At 65.9% G+C, this 19,240-nt stretch carries 15 protein-coding genes; 4 read left to right on the plus strand and 11 right to left on the minus strand.

Going from position 1 to position 19,240, the window contains the following annotated elements; translation table 11 throughout:
* Positions 1-168 precede the first annotated feature (168 nt).
* Both infC and thrS read right to left on the minus strand, forming a co-directional pair.
* Positions 169-708, minus strand: coding sequence for a translation initiation factor IF-3 (infC, locus tag AB9O74_RS12645; protein ID WP_172838068.1), 540 nt, complete (start codon positions 706-708; stop codon positions 169-171).
* A 48-nt stretch (positions 709-756) separates the two neighbouring features.
* Positions 757-2,661, minus strand: coding sequence for a threonine--tRNA ligase (thrS, locus tag AB9O74_RS12650; RefSeq protein WP_369349521.1), 1,905 nt, complete (start codon positions 2,659-2,661; stop codon positions 757-759).
* Between the two features lie 347 nt (positions 2,662-3,008).
* Between thrS and AB9O74_RS12655 the strand changes: the two genes are divergently transcribed.
* The 4 genes from AB9O74_RS12655 to AB9O74_RS12670 all read left to right on the plus strand — a co-directional run bounded on the left by AB9O74_RS12655 (position 3,009) and on the right by AB9O74_RS12670 (position 6,329).
* Positions 3,009-3,305, plus strand: coding sequence for a hypothetical protein (locus AB9O74_RS12655; protein ID WP_179458364.1), 297 nt, complete (start codon positions 3,009-3,011; stop codon positions 3,303-3,305).
* The gene (locus tag AB9O74_RS12660) at positions 3,305-3,568 is read left to right on the plus strand and encodes a hypothetical protein (protein WP_179458363.1); all 264 of its coding nucleotides are present in this window, start codon (positions 3,305-3,307) and stop codon (positions 3,566-3,568) included. The genes AB9O74_RS12655 and AB9O74_RS12660 overlap by 1 nt, the downstream gene beginning before the upstream one ends.
* 10 nt (positions 3,569-3,578) lie before the next feature.
* The gene (locus AB9O74_RS12665; RefSeq protein ID WP_369349522.1) at positions 3,579-5,144 is read left to right on the plus strand and encodes a PepSY-associated TM helix domain-containing protein; all 1,566 of its coding nucleotides are present in this window, start codon (positions 3,579-3,581) and stop codon (positions 5,142-5,144) included.
* Between the two features lie 108 nt (positions 5,145-5,252).
* Positions 5,253-6,329, plus strand: a complete 1,077-nt coding sequence (locus tag AB9O74_RS12670; RefSeq protein WP_369349523.1) for a serine hydrolase domain-containing protein — start codon at positions 5,253-5,255, stop codon at positions 6,327-6,329.
* On the opposite strand, the gene AB9O74_RS12675 is transcribed toward AB9O74_RS12670, so the two are convergent.
* The 9 genes from AB9O74_RS12675 to rimP form a co-directional block, all read right to left on the minus strand.
* The gene (locus tag AB9O74_RS12675) at positions 6,298-7,896 is read right to left on the minus strand and encodes a winged helix-turn-helix domain-containing protein (protein WP_369349524.1); all 1,599 of its coding nucleotides are present in this window, start codon (positions 7,894-7,896) and stop codon (positions 6,298-6,300) included. The genes AB9O74_RS12670 and AB9O74_RS12675 overlap by 32 nt on opposite strands.
* Before the next feature lie 51 nt (positions 7,897-7,947).
* On the minus strand, positions 7,948-9,132 hold the full coding sequence (locus AB9O74_RS12680) for a glycoside hydrolase family 18 protein (protein ID WP_369349525.1): 1,185 nt from the start codon (positions 9,130-9,132) through the stop codon (positions 7,948-7,950).
* A 272-nt stretch (positions 9,133-9,404) separates the two neighbouring features.
* Positions 9,405-11,513, minus strand: coding sequence for a polyribonucleotide nucleotidyltransferase (gene pnp, locus AB9O74_RS12685; RefSeq protein WP_346478109.1), 2,109 nt, complete (start codon positions 11,511-11,513; stop codon positions 9,405-9,407).
* A 147-nt stretch (positions 11,514-11,660) separates the two neighbouring features.
* Entirely contained in the window at positions 11,661-11,921 is a 261-nt protein-coding gene (rpsO, locus tag AB9O74_RS12690) for a 30S ribosomal protein S15 (RefSeq protein WP_038687260.1), read from the minus strand.
* A 172-nt stretch (positions 11,922-12,093) separates the two neighbouring features.
* Entirely contained in the window at positions 12,094-13,005 is a 912-nt protein-coding gene (truB, locus tag AB9O74_RS12695) for a tRNA pseudouridine(55) synthase TruB (RefSeq protein WP_176989307.1), read from the minus strand.
* A gap of 118 nt (positions 13,006-13,123) precedes the next feature.
* Positions 13,124-13,552 (minus strand): 30S ribosome-binding factor RbfA, encoded by a 429-nt coding sequence (gene rbfA / locus AB9O74_RS12700; RefSeq protein WP_176989306.1) that lies wholly within the window; start codon positions 13,550-13,552, stop codon positions 13,124-13,126.
* A gap of 75 nt (positions 13,553-13,627) precedes the next feature.
* Entirely contained in the window at positions 13,628-16,273 is a 2,646-nt protein-coding gene (gene infB / locus AB9O74_RS12705) for a translation initiation factor IF-2 (RefSeq protein ID WP_369349526.1), read from the minus strand.
* A 95-nt stretch (positions 16,274-16,368) separates the two neighbouring features.
* Positions 16,369-17,880 carry a transcription termination factor NusA gene (gene nusA, locus AB9O74_RS12710; protein ID WP_176989304.1) on the minus strand — a complete coding sequence of 504 codons (1,512 nt, stop codon included), beginning with the start codon at positions 17,878-17,880 and terminating at the stop codon, positions 16,369-16,371.
* A gap of 4 nt (positions 17,881-17,884) precedes the next feature.
* The gene (gene rimP, locus AB9O74_RS12715; protein WP_176989303.1) at positions 17,885-18,475 is read right to left on the minus strand and encodes a ribosome maturation factor RimP; all 591 of its coding nucleotides are present in this window, start codon (positions 18,473-18,475) and stop codon (positions 17,885-17,887) included.
* Positions 18,476-19,240: the final 765 nt, after the last annotated feature.

Below are 19,240 nucleotides of genomic sequence, written 5' to 3' on the forward strand. Positions count from 1 at the left end.
AATCCAGGCAGTTGCAAACGCTTGATTGGGCGGGTGTTTACCGGTGCCGGCAGGGCGTGGAACGCCCGCCGGGCGGGCCACAGGAGGCTGCGGCCACGGCAAACGGCAGAAAGCGCCTGAGAAGGCGCCCCTGCCTGCTACGCGAATCGAAACAGCCGGACGAGCCGGTTATTTCTTCTTCGGCGCGATCATCATCACCATCTGCCGGCCTTCAAGGCGCGGACGGGACTCGATCACGATGTCCTCGCCCAGATCACCTTCGATCCGGCTGGCCATCTCGCGACCCAGTTCCTGATGGCTCATTTCACGGCCACGGAAGCGGATGTTGACCTTGATCTTGTCGCCCTCTTCCAGGAACCCGCGCATCTTGCGCAGCTTGATCTGGTAATCACCTTCATCGGTGACCGGGCGGAACTTCACTTCCTTGATCTCGACCTGCTTGGTCTTCTTCTTGGCCTCGTTGGCCTTCTTCTGCGCTTCGAACTTGAACTTGCCGAAGTCCATGATCTTGCACACCGGCGGATCAGCCTGCGGCTGAATCTCGACCAGGTCCAGACCTTCGTCTTCGGCCATCGACAGCGCTTCGTCACGCGTCAACACACCAATCATTTCTCCGTCGCTGCCGATCACGCGGACGCGCGGCACCCGGATTTCCTGATTCTTGCGGTTCTGTTTGTTGTCAGGGGTACTGATATTGCAATCTCCCAGAGGAATCAAACCGGCCCATCGCGGAGCATCCGCAGGGCCGGGACTTTCTTACACGGACTGTTCTGCCTGCAACCGCTCGATGAAGGCCTGGACGGACATGCTGCCCAGATCTTCGCCAGAGCGCGTACGCACGGCCACGGCGCCATTTTCCTTCTCACGGTCGCCAACCACCAGCAGGTACGGGACCCGCTGCAGCGTATGCTCGCGAATCTTATATCCGATCTTCTCGTTGCGCAAATCGGCGTTCACGCGGAAGCCTTGATCTGCAAGGGTTTTCCGCACTTCGCTGACGTATTCAGCCTGGGCGTCGGTGATATTGGCCACCACCACCTGGGTCGGGGCCAGCCAGGACGGGAAGGACCCGGCGTGGTGCTCGATCAGGATGCCGATGAAGCGCTCCATCGAGCCGACGATCGCCCGGTGCAGCATGACTGGGTGCTTCTTCTGGCTGTTTTCGTCCACGTACTCGGCGCCGAGGCGGCCGGGCATCATGAAATCGACCTGCATCGTGCCCAGCTGCCAGGTACGGCCGATGGCGTCCTTGAGGTGGTACTCGATCTTCGGGCCGTAGAAGGCACCCTCGCCCGGCAGCTCCTGCCACTCGACGCCACAGTTGCCCAGCGCCGAACGCAGCGCGGCTTCGGCCTTGTCCCAGGTGGCGTCATCGCCCAGGCGCTTTTCCGGGCGCAGCGCGATCTTGATCTGGATCTCGTCGAAACCGAAGGTCGTGTAAACCGCCAGCGCCTGCTGGTGGAAGGCCGTCACTTCGGCTTCGATCTGCGACTCGGTGCAGAACACGTGGCCGTCGTCCTGGGTGAAACCACGCACGCGCAGGATGCCGTGCAGTGCGCCGGAGGGCTCGTTGCGGTGGCACGAGCCGAACTCACCGTAGCGGATCGGCAGGTCGCGGTAGCTGTGCAGGCCCTGGTTGAACACCTGGATGTGGCCCGGGCAGTTCATCGGCTTGACCGCGTAGGTGCGCTTCTCCGATTCGGTGAAGAACATGTTTTCCTGGTAGTTGTCCCAGTGGCCCGACTTCTGCCACAGCGACACATCCAGGATCTGCGGGCAGCGCACTTCGCCGTAGCCGCTGTCGCGGTACACACGGCGCATGTGCTGCTCGACCACCTGCCACAGCGCCCAGCCCTTGGGATGCCAGAACACCAGGCCCGGGGCCTCTTCCTGCAGGTGGAACAGCTCCTGCTGCTTGCCGATGCGGCGGTGATCGCGCATTTCAGCTTCTTCGATGCGCTTGATGTAGGCCTCGAGCTGCTTCTTGTCGGCCCAGGCGGTGCCGTAGATGCGCTGCAGCTGCTCGTTCTTGGCATCGCCGCGCCAGTAGGCACCGGAAATGCGGGTCAGCTTGAAGGCCTTCAGGAAGCGCGTGTTGGGCACGTGCGGGCCGCGGCACATGTCCACGTATTCCTGGTGGTAGTACATGCCCATCGCCTGGATATCCGGCGACATGTCTTCGATCAGGCGCAGCTTGTAGTCTTCGCCACGCGCCTTGAAGATCTCGATGACCTCCGCACGCGGGGTGACCTTCTTGATGACGTCGTAGTCCTGCGCGATCAGCTCGCCCATGCGCTTTTCGATGGCGGCCATGTCGTCGGGCGTGAACGGGCGCTCGGAGTAGATGTCGTAGTAGAAGCCTTCGGCGATGACCGGGCCGATCACCATCTTGACGTCCGGGTACAGCTGCTTGACCGCGTGGCCGACCAGATGGGCGGCGGAGTGGCGGATGATCTCAACGCCCTCCTCGTCCTTGGCGGTGATGATGCGCAGGCTGGCATCGTGGTCGATGACGTCACTGGCATCGACCAGCACGCCATCCACCGAACCGGCGATGGTGGCCTTGGCCAGGCCGGCGCCGATCGACTGGGCGACGTCCATGACACTGACGGGATGTTCGAATTCACGGCGGCTGCCGTCGGGGAGCGTGATCGCGATCATGAGAGTGCTTTGGTCTGGTGGCCCGCAAGGGGGCCTGGAGAATCCGGGGGCGAGGCGGCAACAAAAAAGCGCCACTAAGGCGCCTGCGTCAGGGGCCGTCGGGGGCGTTCAGCGGTGGGCGGTGGTAGTGCTCATGTCACACGCTAGACCGGCGCAGGGCGCGGGCCACCTTGTTGCCTCGATAGAGTTGGCCTGATCTTAAACCAATCCGGTGATGAATGCGCCGCCCCCGGCTGCGGCCCGGCAGCGGACCGCCTGAATGCGTCCGTGTGGCGCCCACAAACCGCAATGATTACCATGCGCGGATTACTGTCCTGCCCAGGACAGGTTTGCCGATTGGATTCCCGATGATCACTGTTGCGCTGACCTCGCTCGGCTTCTGCAGCCTGGCGCTGGCCGGCTCCGCCTTTTCCGCGCTGGCGCTGTATGCCGCCTCACCGCACTGCCGCTGGCCGCGCCTGCGCCGTGCCGGCCGCCTTGGCCGGCAGATCAGCCTGGTGGCTGCCGTGGCGGCGCTGTGGCTGTGGATCGCCAATCTGGGCATCGCCACCGGCGTGGTGGTGATGCTGTGCAGCTGGATGCTGGTGGCGATCCTGCTCCCGCTGCTGGCCGCGTGGCACCGCCCGGCACAGGTGATGCGCTGATGTGGGCCCGCGCGGGCGCCGGCCTCCTGGCGGGGTTCTTCGTCGCGGCCGCGGCCACCGGCCTGGTCGCCTGGCTGCCGCCGGGGCCGTGGCAGAACGCGCTGGTGCCCAGCCTGATCGCCTTCATTCCCTTGTGGATGCTGGCCGCGATCTGGGCCTTCAGCTTCCGCACCGGCCCGCGCGCGTGGGCGGTGATGAGCGCGACCGCCGTGGCCGGATTCGGCCTGTTGTGGCTGCTGCGCCTGACGGGCGCGGTGCAATGAGAGCGATGCGATGAAGTTCAGTTCCCACACCCTGCGCACCTTCACCACGCTGCATACGTGGGTTGGCCTGGTCGCCGGTTTCGCGCTGTTCGTGGCGTTCTACGCCGGTGCGCTGACCCTGTTCCACCACGATCTGCCGCTGTGGCAGACGCCGCATGCGGTGGATACGCCCGCCGCCAGCCTGGACGACGCGCAGCGCCTGCTCGACGGCGTGCTCGAACGCCACCCGGCCGCACGCACCCATGTGGGCATGACCTTCCCCGGCGGCGACCATCCGCAGCCGATCGCGTATTGGCAGGATGCCAAGGGCACCTGGCTGTATGCCTGGCTGGACCATTACGACGGCAGCATCACGCCGCCGCAGACCGGGCTGGCCGAGCTGGTCAACGAACTGCACTACAGCCTCGGCCTGCCGGTCGCGGGCACCTACCTGATGGGCATCGTCAGCCTGCTGTATGGCGTGGCCCTGCTCAGCGGCCTGGTCATCCACCTGCCCAAGCTGTTCGGTGATCTGTTCGCGCTGCGCCCGGGCCGCAACCTCAAGCAGATGTGGCAGGACGCGCACAACGTGATCGGCGTGCTCAGCCTGCCCTTCCACCTGATGTTCGCGGTCACCGGCGCGCTGCTCTGTCTGATCTTCCTGCAGATGGCGGCGCTGAATCCGCTGATCTTCGACGGCAAGCTGCTGCAGGCGGTGCCGGCCGCGATGGACACCGCACCGGTACGCGAGCCCAGCGGCCAGTCCGGCAATGGAACGAACCTGCGCATGCTGCACGCCCGTGCCATCGAGGTGGCGCGCGCGCAGGGCGTGGCCGATTTCGAACCGGCCTTCCTGAAGCTCGCCCATGCCGGCGATGCCAATGCCACGATCGAGATCACCGGTGAATCCGGCGGCACCCTGGGGCCGCTCGGCGCGGTCGGCCTGGATGCGGCCAGCGGACGGCTGCTGAGCAGCCAGCTGCCCGGCCAGCGCGATGCCAACCACGCCACCCTGAGTGCGGCCTACGCGCTGCATTTCGGCGAGTTCGGCAATGGCGTGGTGGTCTGGCTGTACTTCCTGCTCGGCCTGGGCGGCGCCTTCCTGTTCTATTCCGGCAACCTGCTGTGGATCGAATCGCGTCGCAAGCGGCGCCAGGTCGAACAGGGGCGCGCGCAGATCAACATGGCCCGGGCCACGGTGGGGGTGTGCATCGGGCTGTGCGTCGCGGTTTCGGCGAGCTTCGTGGGCGCGCAGATCCTGGAGCAGGTCGCGCCGCAGGCAGTCGATCACGGCATCCGCTGGATCTGTTTCGCCACCTGGGCCGCGTGTGCGCTGTGGGCGGCACTGCGTCGCCCCGACCAGGCCGCCCGTGAGCTGCTCTGGGCGGCCGCCATCAGCACCACGCTGGTGGCGGTGGTACACGGCGCGCTGACCGGCTACTGGCCGTGGGCGAGCGCGGCACGTGGCTACTGGCCCTTGTTCTGGGTGGACGCGGTGGCGCTGGCACTGGCCTTCGGGTTTGCCACGCTGGCCCGTGCGAGCCTGCGCCGCGCGCGGCATGGCGACCCGAACAGCGTGTGGAGTGCACCGCGCTGATCACCCTGGACGCCTGCTGCGGCGGGCTTTCAGAATTCTTCAGCCGCGTTTCCAGCACTTCAGACCGCGTCATGGCGTAGTCGGCCCTCATCTTGAGGAGCCCTGCCCATGCACCACTACCGACACCGACTTGTCGCCTTGGCCTTCGCCCTGGCGGCCGCCCTGCCACTGACCTCTCCCGCCGCACCCGCGGCGCTGGATAGCGCCCGGATCACCGCACTGGAGTCGGCGATCGCCACCCAGGACATCAAACAGGTCACCAGCGTCCTGCTGCTGGTGGACGGCCAGGTGGCCTACGAGGGCTACTTCAACGGTGGCACGGCGGACACGCTCAATGACGTGCGCTCGGCCAGCAAGAGCGTGACCGCGATGCTGGTCGGCGCGGCCATCGGCGACGGGTCCCTGCCCGGCGTACAGGCCCGTGTGTACGACTACTTCCCCGCGTTCACCGCCAGCCATCCGGTGGATGCACGGCTGCGCTCGATGACGGTGGAAAACCTGCTCACCATGAGCACGCTGTGGGAGTGCGATGACGAGAATGCGTTCTCGGCCGGCAACGAAGAGCGCATGTACGTGACCGAGCACTGGCTGGACTTCGCGCTGTCGCTGCCGGTCAAAGGCTTCGCACCGTGGATGACGCGCCCGGAAGACAGCCCGCATGGCCGGTCACACGCCTACTGCACGGCCAATTCCTTCGTGCTCGGCGCGGTACTGGAACAGGCCACGAAGCGGCCCTTGGCCGACTACGCCGCGCAGGTGCTGGAGCGCCCGCTGGGCATCACCGCGAGCAGGTGGAACCGCTCCCCGGAAGGCATCGGCATGGGCGGCGGCGGAACGCGCTACCGCAGCCGTGACCTGGCGCGGCTGGGCGAGCTGGTGCTGGCCGAGGGGCGCTGGCAGGGCCGGCAGCTGATCCCGGCCCGCTATGTCCGGGCGATGCTCAGCGCCCAGGCGACCGCCGGTGACGGCAGCGATTACGGCTACCAGTGGTGGGGGCTGAAGCTTCCCGTGGAGGGGCACGAACGCACGGTCTGGACGATGTCCGGCAATGGTGGCAACTACGTGTTCGTGATGCCGGAGAAGAAGCTGGTGGCCGTGATCACCAGCCAGGCCTACAACCGCAGCTTCGCCCACCCGCAGTCGCGCCGCATCCTCACCGAGTTCCTGCTGCCCGCGCTGCGCTGAGGCCCTCGAGGTCTGTTGGCCGCCACGGCGCGGCCAACACCTGCGCACGCTGGGCAGATACGTCCGTCTCGATCGTGTCGAGCAGTCCCTGCCAGCCGGGCGCACCGTGCAGCGGCGCAAACAAGGGGGTGGCGCGCAACCACGCCGCATCGCGGAAGCCGGCATCCACCGCGTGATGCAGGGCGGCCAGCGCTGCGGCGGCGTCGCCCTGGGCCTGCAGCAACATCGCACGCTCCAGCGCGGCGTCGGACCAGCCATCGTCGGCCTGGCCCTCCAGCACCTGCAGGTGCCCGGCGATCCACGCGGGTGTGGCCGCGGCATCGCCGTACAGACCGGCCAAGGTCTGGCCCATCGACTGCTGCGGGCGCAGGTCGCGGCTCTGCTCGAAAGCTTCAGCGGCGCCCCTGCGATTCCCGCTCAACAACAGCATCTCGCCCTGCAGGCGCAGCAACTGCGGGTGTGGCGTCCCGCGAGCGAGTGCCTGATCGAGCGCCTGCCGTGCCTTGCCCGGCTCGCCCATCGCCAACAGGCTGTGCGGCCAGGCAATGTTGGCGAACACATTGTCCGGATAGAGCTGGAAGTTGCGCGCATGCCGGCGCGCGGCGGCATCGGTGAAACCCAGCAGTTCCAGTTCGCGCGCGACCTGCACGTCGCGGAAGCGGACACGCTCGGGCGCGCGCAGCGACAGGTTGTCCTGCAGGGCCTGCGCGAGGTCGCCCTTTTCCTGCTGCAGATAGGCCAGCGACGCGCGCGTGCGCTCGTCACCCGGGTCGTGCTGCAGGGCCTGCCGGTAGTCCGCCATGGCCTGCGACATCGCGCCGAGGCAATCGTGGGCATAACCGCGCGCGGCCCAGCTGGCCGCATCGTCCGGCGCCTTGCGCACCAGTTCGTCGCCCAACACCAGGGCTTCCTGCGCGCGTTCGCGTGCGCCGTTGAACAGACAGGCGTCGGCCGCCAGTGCACGGGCGAGCCCACGTTTGGCCATCAACGATTCCGGATCCATCTGCAGCGCCTGGCGGTACAGCCCGATCGCACGCTCGTTGTTGCTGGCCTGCCCGATGCCCGCGTAATACGCAGCGCGCTGCAGCACCGGATCGGCAGGCGACACCGGCGCGGTACCGGGACGGACCGCGATCAACGCGGCAGCCACCGCGACGACAGTCACGCCCGCCCCCAACCAGATCCAGCGAGCACCGCCGTGCCGGCGTGGCGCGAGGGCGCCCCCCGCGCTGACGGTGGCCACGGTGTCGTGCATCACCGGCTGCGGCGGCGCGCACAGCTGGTAGCCACGGCCGCGCACCGAGCGCACATACCGTGGCCGTCGGCTGTCATCGCCCAGCGCCTGCCGAAGCAGCTTCACGCGCTGGCTGATCGCATCCTCGCCGACCACCGCCGGTGCCCACACCTGATCGGCCAGTGTGTCGAAATCGACGACGGCGTTGCCATGGGCCAACAGGCACTCCAACAGCCGCCAACTCAGCCCGTTGACCGGCAACAGCTCATCCCCGCGCCGCACGTGCTGTGCGTTGCGGTCGATGTGCAGATCCAGCAGGCGGACGCTCTCCATGCGGGCAAGCATAGGGCACGCGACTGCGTCGCGGCGCCCCTTCCCGTGGGGTTACTCCGCAGGGCCCTGGAACGGCTCCACCATGGCCTTGAGCAGGCTGCCCTGCGCATCGTCGCCGGTCAGCTCCCACATGAAGACGCCGCGCAGGCCGTTGTCCCTGGCGAAGCTCGCGCGCAGGCCGATCGAGGTGGGATCCTCGAAGCTGACGAAGACCTTCTCGGTAGCGTTGTAGAGCCACGGGGTCTGCGCGACCGGGTGCCAGTGCCGCTCCCAGCCGGGCTGGCCGAGCATGCCGGCCTGGATCTGCCGCCAGTCACCGGCCGGATGCGGCGCGCTGTAGCGCTGGTAGAGGCCATGGTTGGCGTCGCCCTGCAGCGTGAAGCCACGACCGTAGAACGGTACGCCGAGCACCAGCTTCTCTTTCGGCACCCCCTGCTGCTCGTAGTAGGCCACCGCCCCCGCCACGCTGTTCCAGCGCTTGAGCTCCGGCGCCAGCGGATCCTCCGGCACCGCGTGCAGCGGCGCGTTGAAGGTGGATACCGCCGAGAAGCCGGTGCCCATGTCGTAGCTCATCAGGTTGATGAAATCGAGCGTGCGGCCCAGCGCCTTGAGCTCATAACTGCGTGCCGGATCGTACGGACCATCGGTCTGCACCCGACCCGCAGGCAATGCGGCGGTGACCAGCCGATGCTGGCCGTCGGCTTTGTCCAGCGCATCAAGCTGGCGCCGGAACTCCTGCACCAGCAGGGTCATGTTGCGACGATCTTCCGGGCGGTCGGTGATCTCGGTGGGGCCGCCATACACGGGGAACTCCCAATCGATGTCCACGCCGTCGAAACTGCCGCGATGACGCTCGAAGAACATCGCCACGCAGGAGGACACGAAACGCTGGCGGCTTTCCGCGGTCAGCGCTGCATCGGAGAAGCCGCCGGCGTTCCAGCCACCGATCGAGATCAGCGTATGCAGCGTCGGATGCGCGCGCTTGAGCGTGGCCAGTGCCTTGAAGTGCGCGTCGGCCTGCGGCGCGACGACGCACTCACCTTGGTCGATGGTGGCGAACGCGTAGAACAGATGGGTCAGCGTGTCGGCCGGAATGTTTTCCACCGGATAGCGGTCGGCGGACCCGCCGGGGTAATACGCGCCGATGACCTTGGGCAACGGCTCGGCGGCGGAAGCGGTCTGCGGCATGACGCCGGCGATCAGGACGGCGAGAACAGCGGCGGCAGGACGGAACATGGGGTCTCCCCGGTCGAAGGCGAAGCCACGTTAGCAGTGCGGCGCACGCTGTGCGTGCCATCGGTGACGATGTCCTGCGAATCCGTCCGGCGGACAGTCAATGCGGTCTTCCGTGCAGCCTCGTGACGTCATGCAACGTGCTGCAGCGGGACTGTTCGTGTCACGCGGGTCGCATCGGGCACAAAAAAAGCGGGCCGAAGCCCGCTTTTTTCGTGTCTGCGAAAGCGTGAGGACCAGCGGTCCTCACCTGCCGCGAGAGCGGCGTGGGCCGATTACTCGGCGGTGACGCCCTCGCCTTCTTCGACGGCCTTCATCGACAGGCGGATACGGCCCTGCTTGTCGACTTCCAGGACCTTGACCTTGACCACATCGCCTTCCTTCAGCACATCGCCGACCTTCTCGACGCGGTCGCTGGAGATCTGCGACACGTGGACCAGGCCGTCCTTGCCCGGCAGGATCGTGACGAACGCGCCGAAGTCCATGATCTTGGCGACCTTGCCTTCGTAGATGCGGCCCGGCTCGACGTCCGAGGTGATCTGCTCGATGCGGGCCTTGGCAGCCTGCGCAGCGATGGCGTTGACCGACGCGATGACGATGGTGCCGTCATCCTGGATGTCGATCTGGGTGCCGGTTTCCTTGGTGATGGCCTGGATGGTGGAACCACCCTTGCCGATCACTTCGCGGATCTTGTCCGGGTGGATCTTGATGGTCAGCAGGCGCGGCGCGTAGTCCGACAGCTCTTCGCGCGGGGCGGTCAGGCCGTGGGCCATTTCACCCAGGATGTGCAGACGGCCAGCCTTGGCCTGCTGCAGTGCCTGCTTCATGATCTCTTCGGTGATGCCTTCGATCTTGATGTCCATCTGCAGGGCGGAGATGCCCTCGGCAGTACCGGCCACCTTGAAGTCCATGTCGCCGAGGTGATCTTCGTCACCCAGGATGTCGGACAGGACGACGAAGCGCTCGCCTTCCTTGACCAGACCCATGGCGATACCGGCCACCGGCGACTTGACCGGCACGCCGGCGTCCATCAGGGCCAGCGAGGAGCCGCAGACCGAGGCCATCGACGAGGAGCCGTTGGATTCGGTGATTTCCGAGACCACGCGGATGGTGTACGGGAAGGCTTCCAGCGACGGCATCACTGCCAGCACGCCGCGCTTGGCGAGGCGGCCGTGGCCGATTTCGCGACGCTTCGGGCCCATCATGCGGCCGGTCTCACCCACCGAGTAGGGGGGGAAGTTGTAATGGAAGAGGAAGTTTTCCTTGTACTCACCGGCGACGGCATCGATGACCTGGCCATCACGGGCGGTGCCCAGGGTGATGGTCACGATCGCCTGCGTCTCACCGCGGGTGAACAGCGAGGAGCCGTGGGTACGCGGCAGGATGCCGGTCTTCACGGAGATCGGGCGGACGGTGTCCAGCGCACGGCCGTCGATGCGGACCTTGGTGTCCAGCACCGAGTTGCGCATGGTGCTGTATTCCAGCTCGCCGAATTCCTTCGACAGCTCGGCCGGGTTCCAGCCTTCGGCGGCCACACGGCCAGCCAGCGACTCGACCACGTCCTTCTTGATCGCCGAGATCGCGTCACGGCGCTGCAGCTTGTCGCGCACCTGGAAGGCTTCGCCCAGGCGCGGGCCGATGGCTTCCTGCAGGGCGCTGATCAGCACGTCGTTCTTGGCCGGGGCTTCCCAGGTCGACGGCTTGGTGCCGGCTTCCACGGTCAGCTCGTTGATCGCGTTGATGACCTTCTGCATTTCGCGGTGACCGAAGGTCACGGCGCCCAGCATCACGTCTTCGGACAGCAGCGCGGCTTCGGATTCCACCATCAGCACGGCGTTGGCGGTACCGGCGACAACCAGTTCCAGCTCCGAATCCTTCAGCTCGGTCACGGTCGGGTTGAGGATGTACTCACCGTTCTTGTAACCGACCTTGGCGGCGGCGATCGGACCCTTGAACGGGGTACCGGCCAGCGACAGCGCAGCCGAGGCACCGATCAGGGCAGCGATGTCACCATCGATGTCCGGGTTCAGCGACATCACGGTAGCGATGATCTGGACTTCGTTCTTGTAGTCTTCCGGGAACAGCGGACGGATCGGGCGATCGATCAGGCGCGAAATCAGCGTCTCTTTTTCGGTCGCGCGGCCTTCGCGCTTGAAGAAACCGCCCGGGATACGGCCACCTGCGTAGAACTTCTCCTGATAGTCGCAGGTCAGGGGGAAGAAGTCCTGGCCCTCACGCGCGCTCTTGGCGGCAACGGCGGAGACCAGCAGCACGGTGTCGTCGAACTTGACGATGACGGCACCGCCGGCCTGACGGGCGATTTCGCCGGTTTCAAGCGTGACGGTGTGCTTGCCGTACTGGAAGGTTTTGGTGATTTTTGCCACGGGGGTTTCCTTGGATGATGCTTTCTTCAATGGACCGCGGGCGACCCTTGCCGCCGACGGGTGACCGGTTGTCCGGCCCATACGTTTGATGCGGTACTGCCAAAACAAAACCGCGGCGCATTCCTGCGCCGCGGTGGGGGTTCGTGCTTAGCGACGCAGGCCGAGCTTTTCGATCAGGGCCTTGTAACGCGGAGCGTCTTTCTTCTTCAGGTAGTCGAGCAGGCTGCGGCGACGGTTGACCATCTGCAGCAGACCACGACGGCTGTGGTGATCCTTCTTGTGGGTCTTGAAGTGGCCGGTCAGCAGTTCGATGCGGGCGGTCAGCAGAGCGACCTGGACTTCCGGAGAGCCGGTGTCAGCCGCGCTGCGCTTGTTGTCTTCAATGACCTTCTGAGTGTCGATCGACATATCTTTTTTCTCTTGGATGCGTGGCCCGCAGAAACGTCCCATTGACGTACCGCGCGACTCGCCGTGAACGAAAGGATGAACCCGCAGAACGCGGGAAGCCTGAAAAGGCCGCGGAATTGTAACGTCCGCGGCTCTCCGGAACAAGGACCGGGCGGGTCCCGGGCCGGGTCGGTCAGAGGTTGAACAGGCGCTGCGGCGCCAGCAGACCGGTCTCATCGACCTGCCCCAGGCCCTGGATCGCCTCGCCCGGGCCGAAGACGACCACCCCACCCTGCGGCCAGCCGGCGTCGCGGATGCGCTGACCCACGCGGAAGCGGGGGGTCTGCTCGTCGTCCAGCGTGACCCGGGGGTAATGGGCCAGACCCGCGTCCAGCGGCAGCAGCAGGGCCTCCATGCCGGCCTCATCGCCCTGCTCGGCCAGGGCCCGCAGAGTCTCCAGGGTGACCATCGGGGCCTCGCGGAAGGGGTCCACCCACAGCCGGCGCAGGCCGGCGATATGCGCACCGCAGCCCAGGGTCTCGCCGAGATCCCGGGCCAGGCTGCGGATGTAGGTGCCTGAACCGCAGGTCACCCGCAGGGACAGACGCGTCGGCTGCTGGTCCAGCACCTCCAGCGCGTGCACCTCGACATCGCGCTCGGGTGCCTCGATCGCCTCGCCGCGACGGGCCTTCATGTACAGCGGCTCACCGCCCTGCTTGAGCGCGGAATAGATCGGGGCGCGCTGGCGGATGCGACCGCGCAGCGGGGCCAGCGCCGCCTCCAGCTCCGCTGCGCTGATGGAAGGAACGGGCCGCTCTCGCAGCACGGTGCCATCGGCGTCATCGGTATCGGTGGTCTGGCCCAGCACCACCTCGGCGTCGTAGGCCTTGGCCGAGCCAAGCAGCAGGCCGGCGATCTTGGTGGCTTCACCGAAGCACAGCGGCAGCAGGCCGGTGGCCAGCGGGTCCAGGCTGCCGGTGTGGCCGCCCTTCTCTGCCCGGTACAGGCGCCGCGCCACCTGCAGGGCGGCGTTGGAGCTCATGCCGGCGGGCTTGTCGAGCAGCAGGATGCCATCCAGGCGGCGGAACGAAATTCGAGGTGCCATGCATTCAATTCAAAACGGCGCCGTGTGGCGCTGCCGGTCAATCCGGCCTCCGGCGGAGCGGTCGCGCTGCGACAGGCCCCGCCCCATAAGACAACAGCCCTTTCGGGCTGTTGGTCCATCAGACTTTCTTTTCGCCTTCGTCGGTGTCGTCTTCGACACCTTCATCGCCTTCATCACCCTGCCGGCTCTTTTCTGCCGCCAGCGTATCGGGCAGGTCGCGCAGGATGTTGTCGATGCGCTCACCGCGGTCCACCGAATCATCGTAGTGGAAGTGCAGCTCGGGCACGTGGCGCAGCTTCATCGCACGCGCCAGCTCCATGCGCAATTCCCAGGCCAGTTCCTTCAGGCCCTTCATCGCTTCCACCGAACGTTCGGGCATCAGTGCCGTGACGAAGATCTTGGCATGCGCCATGTCACGGGTGATTTCCACGTCGGAGACGCTCACCGAAGGCAGGCCGTGTACACGCACGGCGTTGTGCACGAGCGTCCCCAGTTCGCGGCGGATCTGGGCGGAAACACGGTCGGTTCGATGGAAGGTCTTTGGCACGGTAGGCGGACTCGTCTTGAAGGGTGATGCGTAAGCGAAAAAGCCGGACCGCGTGATGCGGCCCGGCCTGGAACATTACAGGGTGCGCGGCACTTCGATACGCTCGAAGCACTCGATCTGGTCACCCGGCTTGACGTCGTTGTAAGCCTTCACGCCGATACCGCATTCGGTACCGTTGCGGACTTCCTCGACGTTCTCCTTGAAGCGACGCAGCGATTCCAGCTCGCCTTCGAAGACCACGACGCTGTCGCGCAGGACGCGGATCGGCTTGCTGCGCTTCACCGTACCTTCGATGATCATGCAGCCTGCGACCGCACCGAACTTCGAGCTGCGGAACACATCGCGGACCTGGGCGATACCGATGATCTCTTCGCGGATTTCCACGCCGAGCAGACCGGAAGCCACCTGCTTCACCTGATCGATCACGTCATAGATGATCGAGAAGTAACGCAGGTCCACGCCGTTGGACTCGATGATGCGACGCGCGGAGGCGTCGGCACGCACGTTGAAGCCGATCACGGTGGCCTTGGAGGCAACCGCCGAGTTGGCGTCCGACTCGGTGATGCCACCCACGCCGGAGTGGATCACGTTGATGCGGATGTCGTCGTTGGACAGCGCGACCAGTGCCTGGCTCAGCGCCTGCACCGAACCCTGCACATCGGCCTTGATCACCAGGTTCAGCACCTGCTGGCCATCGCCCTTGCCCAGGGTCGCCATGATGTCTTCCATGCGGCTGCCCGCGGACTGCACCAGGCGCGATTCACGGCGCTTGGTTTCGCGCTGCTGCGCGACGTCCTTGGCCAGACGCTCGTCTTCGACCACGACGAAGTCATCGCCGGCATCCGGCACGCCGGACAGACCCAGCACCTGGACCGGAATCGACGGACCCGCCTGCTCAGGCTGTGCGCCGGTTTCGTCGAACAGGGCGCGCACGCGGCCGTACTGGATACCGCAGACCAGGTAATCGCCCTTCTTCAGCGAACCCTGCTGCACCAGCACGGTGGCGATCGGGCCGCGACCCTTGTCCAGCGAGGACTCGATGACCACGCCGGTGGCGCGGCCGTCGGCCACGGCCTTCAGTTCCAGCAGTTCCGCCTGGATCGAGATCGCATCCAGCAGGTCGTCGATGCCCAGGCCAGCCTTGGCCGAGATTTCGACCATCTGGGTGTCGCCACCGAAGTCTTCGGACACGACCTGCTCGGTGAGCAGCTCGTTCTTGACGCGCATCGGATCGGCGCCGGACTTGTCGATCTTGTTGATCGCCACGATCAGCGGCACACCCGCCGAACGGGCGTGCTGGATGGCTTCCTTGGTCTGCGGCATGACGCCGTCGTCGGCAGCCACCACCAGCACCACGATGTCGGTCAGCTTGGCACCGCGGGCACGCATGGACGTAAACGCCGCGTGGCCCGGGGTATCCAGGAAGCTGATGACGCCCTTCGGCGTTTCAACGTGGTACGCACCGATGTGCTGGGTGATGCCACCGGCTTCGCCCGTGGCGACCTTGGTGCGGCGGATGTAATCCAGCAGCGAGGTCTTGCCGTGATCGACGTGGCCCATGATCGTGACGACCGGCGGACGTGCCACCGGCTCGCCCTGGTTGCCACCGGCCAGCGCCAGCAGCGCGTCTTCGGCGTCGTTGGTGTTGGCACGGATCACGTTGTGGCCGAGTTCTTCGGTCACCAGCGCGGCGGTATCGTGGTCGATGGTCTGGGTGATGGTCGCCATGACGCCCATCTTGAACAGCGCCTTGACCACATCGCCGCCCTTGACGGCCAGCTTCTGGGCCAGATCGGCGACGGTGATGGTGTCGCCGATGGTCACGTCACGCACGATCGGAGCGACCGGACGTTCGAAGCCATGGGCACCACCGCCGCTGCGCGACTGGTTGCTGTCACGGCGGCTGCCGTGCTGCACACGCCCGGTCGGACGGCCGCGCGAGTTGCTGTTGTTGCCGCGGCGGGCACGATCGGCGGCCGACAGATGCAGCTGACCGGCGAAGCGGTTGCCACCATCGTCGTCGCGCTTGGCGCCCGGACGGTTGTTGTTGTTGTTGTTCGAGTTGCGATCGTCCGAACGCGGTGCCGGACGGGCAGCCGACGGTGCAGCCGGACGCGCATTGCGGGCCGGTGCATCGGCAGCAGCGGGCTTGGCGGCAACCGGGGCCGGGGCCGGCGGTGCGTTCTTGGCCGCTTCAGCAGCGGCTTCGGCCGCCTTGCGCTCGGCTTCGGCACGTTCCTTGGCGTCGATTTCTTCCTGACGCTTGCGGGCGATTTCTTCATCGCGCGCACGGTCCTTCTCGGCCAGTGCGCGCTGCTCGTCCAGATTGCGCTGGCGGGATTCCTCCAGCTTGCGCAGGATGTCGGCGCGCTCCTCATCCGCGGTCATCGGCTTGCCGCTGGCGTCCTTCATGTAGGTACGCTTCTGGCGCACTTCCACGTTGACGGTGGTCTTGCTGCGGCCGGCGCTGACGGTCACTTCCTGCAACTTGCGACGGTTCAGGGTGATCTTCTTGGCGGCTTCGTCGGTGCTCTCGACGGGCTGCTCGGTCTTGCCGTGCGAGCGACGAAGGAAGCCCAGGAGCTTCACCTTCTCGGTGCTGGTCACGACCTGGTCGGGACCGCTGAACTTCATGCCGGCTTCGGCAAGTTGTACGAGCAGTTTATCGACCGGGGTATTGACCAGTTCGGCAAGCTTGCGGATGGTGGTTTGCTGCGACATTCGGATCCTATGATCTGGTTGGCGCTCCCTCGAAACGTGCGAAGGCAGCGCGGAGTCTAAGCCCTGAGCGGGTCAGGGCACTGTTCATCGCTGGCTCATTCGCCGCGCTCCAGGCGGGCGATCTCCTCGGCTCGGGCGGCAAGGATCAGGGCGGCGGCGCGCTCCTGGTCCATGTCCTCGATGCCGAACTCGAGGATCTCGTCGGCGGCCAGGTCCGACAGGTCCTCACTGGTACGCACGCCATGACCGGCCAGGGCGTAGGCGGTCGCCTCGTCCATGCCTTCCAGGGCGAGCAGGTCTTCCGACGGCGAGCCGTCTTCCAGACCTTCTTCCACCGCCAGCGCTTCGTTGAGCAGCGCATCGCGGGCACGGGCACGCAGCTCTTCGACGATGTCTTCGTCGAAGCCTTCCACGGCCAGCAGTTCGCCGACCGGGACGTAGGCGATTTCTTCCACGGTGTTGAAGCCTTCGGTCACCAGGATGGCGGCGATTTCTTCATCCACTTCCAGCTTGTCCATGAACAGCTGGCGGGCAACGGTCTGCTCTGCCTCGGACTTGGCGGTCACCTGGTCCTGGGTCATCACATTGAGCTGCCAACCGGTCAGGCGGCTGGCAAGACGGACGTTCTGACCGCCCTTGCCGATCGCCTGGGCCAGGCGCTCTTCCGCCACGGCCAGGTCCATCGAGTGCTTTTCTTCATCGACGATGATCGACTGCACTTCCGCCGGCGCCATCGCATTGATGACGAAGTTGGCGGGGTTCTCGTTCCACAGCACGATGTCCACGCGCTCGCCATTGAGCTCGTTGGACACGGCCTGCACGCGCGAACCGCGCATGCCGATGCAGGCACCGATCGGATCGGTACGCGAATCGTGGGCCAGCACGGCGATCTTGGCGCGGTCGCCCGGATCACGTGCACAGGCCTTGATCTCGACCAGGCCCTGGCCGACTTCCGGCACTTCGAGCTTGAACAGTTCGATCATGAATTCCGGAGCGGCGCGGCTGATGAACAGCTGCGGGCCACGCGGTTCCGAACGGACTTCGGCCAGGTAACCGCGCACGCGGTCGCCAGCGCGCAGTACGTCGCGCGGAATGCCCTTGTCCTTCGGGATGAAGGCCTCGGCGTTGCCGCCCAGGTCCACATAGATGTTGCCGCGCTCGGCGCGCTTGACCACACCGGTAACCAGTTCGCCGACGCGATCCTTCCACGCATCGACCACCTGCTGACGCTCGGCCTCGCGCACGCGCTGGACGATCACCTGCTTGGCGGCCTGTGCGGCGATACGGCCGAAGTCCGGGTTTTCAATCTGCTCTTCGATGAAATCGCCGACTTCCACGCCGTCGGCTTCATCGATGGCGTCCATCAGACGGATCTGGCGGTCCGGAGACTCCATGACCACGTCATCGGCCACCACTTCCCAGCGGCGGAAGGTTTCGTAGTTGCCGTCCTTGTGGTCGATCGACACACGGGCCAGCACTTCTTCTTCCGGGTAACGCTTTTTGGCAGCCGAAGCCAACGCGGCCTCGATGGCATCGAAGATGACTTCGCGCGGGACGCCTTTTTCGTTGGCGACCGCATCCACTACCAGCAAAAGTTCCTTGCTCATTGGCTCACTCCGCGCGCGGCTTTTTGGCCGCCGGCTCGTTGGATGGTTTCTTGTTCGCCTTGCCACCCTGTTTGGGTGCCGGGCCAGTCGGTTTGGTCGGAGCCAGGCCGAGGGCGGCCCAGTCCGGCATGATGCGTGCCTTGTCGATGTTCTCGATGTCGGCGGTGAACGGAGCATTGTCGACCTTGAAGGTCACCGTGCCCTGTTCGATATCCACGGCGAGGATCTCGCCCTGCAGACGGCGGCGGCCGTCCTGCGGCAGGCTCAGCGTCACCTTGGCGGATTCGCCGATGGCGCGCTCGAACTGCGCGCCGGTGAACAGCGGGCGATCCACGCCCGGCGAAGACACTTCCAGCGTGTAGTTCGCCGTGATCGGGTCTTCGACGTCCAGCTGGGCGGACACTTCGCGGCTGACGCGCTCGCAGTCGTCGATGTTGACGATGCGCTCGGGCTGTTCGGCCAGCGGCACGTCGATGTACAGGCGCAGCGTTGCGCCGCCCGGTGCGGTCAGATACTCCACGCCCAGCAGCTCGAGACCCAGCGACTGAACGGTGGGGGCGAGCAGATTCGCGATTTCGGTTGCCTTGTCGCTCACAGTCGGCCTTGATTCGTTGAAAAGAAATACGGTCTGGTCCAGTGCATGGACCACCTTCCGGAAACAACAAAGGGCCCGTTGGGCCCCTGTCCGGTACAACTCCGGTCATGCTGGATTCCGGTGCAGATGCGCACGTGGTGCGCGTCTGCGAGCCCAGCGTTCCGGGGGTCACGGCGGCCTGGGTACAGGTTGCCGTTCCTGGAAGCCGGTTGCGGGGCCTGTTCATATCCGTTGAGGGGATATGAGTAGACAGTCCGCTAAGCCACTGATGATAGCCGTTGCACCGCGCTGGTGCAATGGTTGGGGTGGCTACTGGTGTCCCTATTCGGAAAGCTGAACAGCCAAGCGGGAGTGTGACCTTCGTCGTGGGCAGCGGGCGGGGGCAGGTCCGCGGGACGCGCCGTGAACCCCGCTCCGCGGCCCGGCCCAGCCGCTGGCGTCTGTGCGTTCGAACGCATGCGAGGCAGTGCCTCGCAAGCAACGCGCCCTCACCCTTGGGGGCTCATGGGCGACATCCATGTCGCCCCAATGGTCCCGCCAACCTGCCCGCACCGCTGCCTACGGAAATGGCTGGTCAGTCACTGAGGTCACAAGCAAAAGCGGGCAGCATTCGAGGCGACAGACTGTCGTTGACCCTGGGCGTGCGTCGATCATCTTTGGCGCAACAACAACCGCAACCGCTGCCGCCATCGCCGCCCTTCCACTGCCGCGCCGATGCCGATGCCGATGCCGATGCCGATGCCGATGCCGATGCCGATGCCGATG

The sequence above is a fragment of the Stenotrophomonas sp. JAG2 genome (assembly GCF_041080745.1).
GTDB classification, from domain to species: Bacteria; Pseudomonadota; Gammaproteobacteria; order Xanthomonadales; family Xanthomonadaceae; genus Stenotrophomonas; species Stenotrophomonas maltophilia_AA.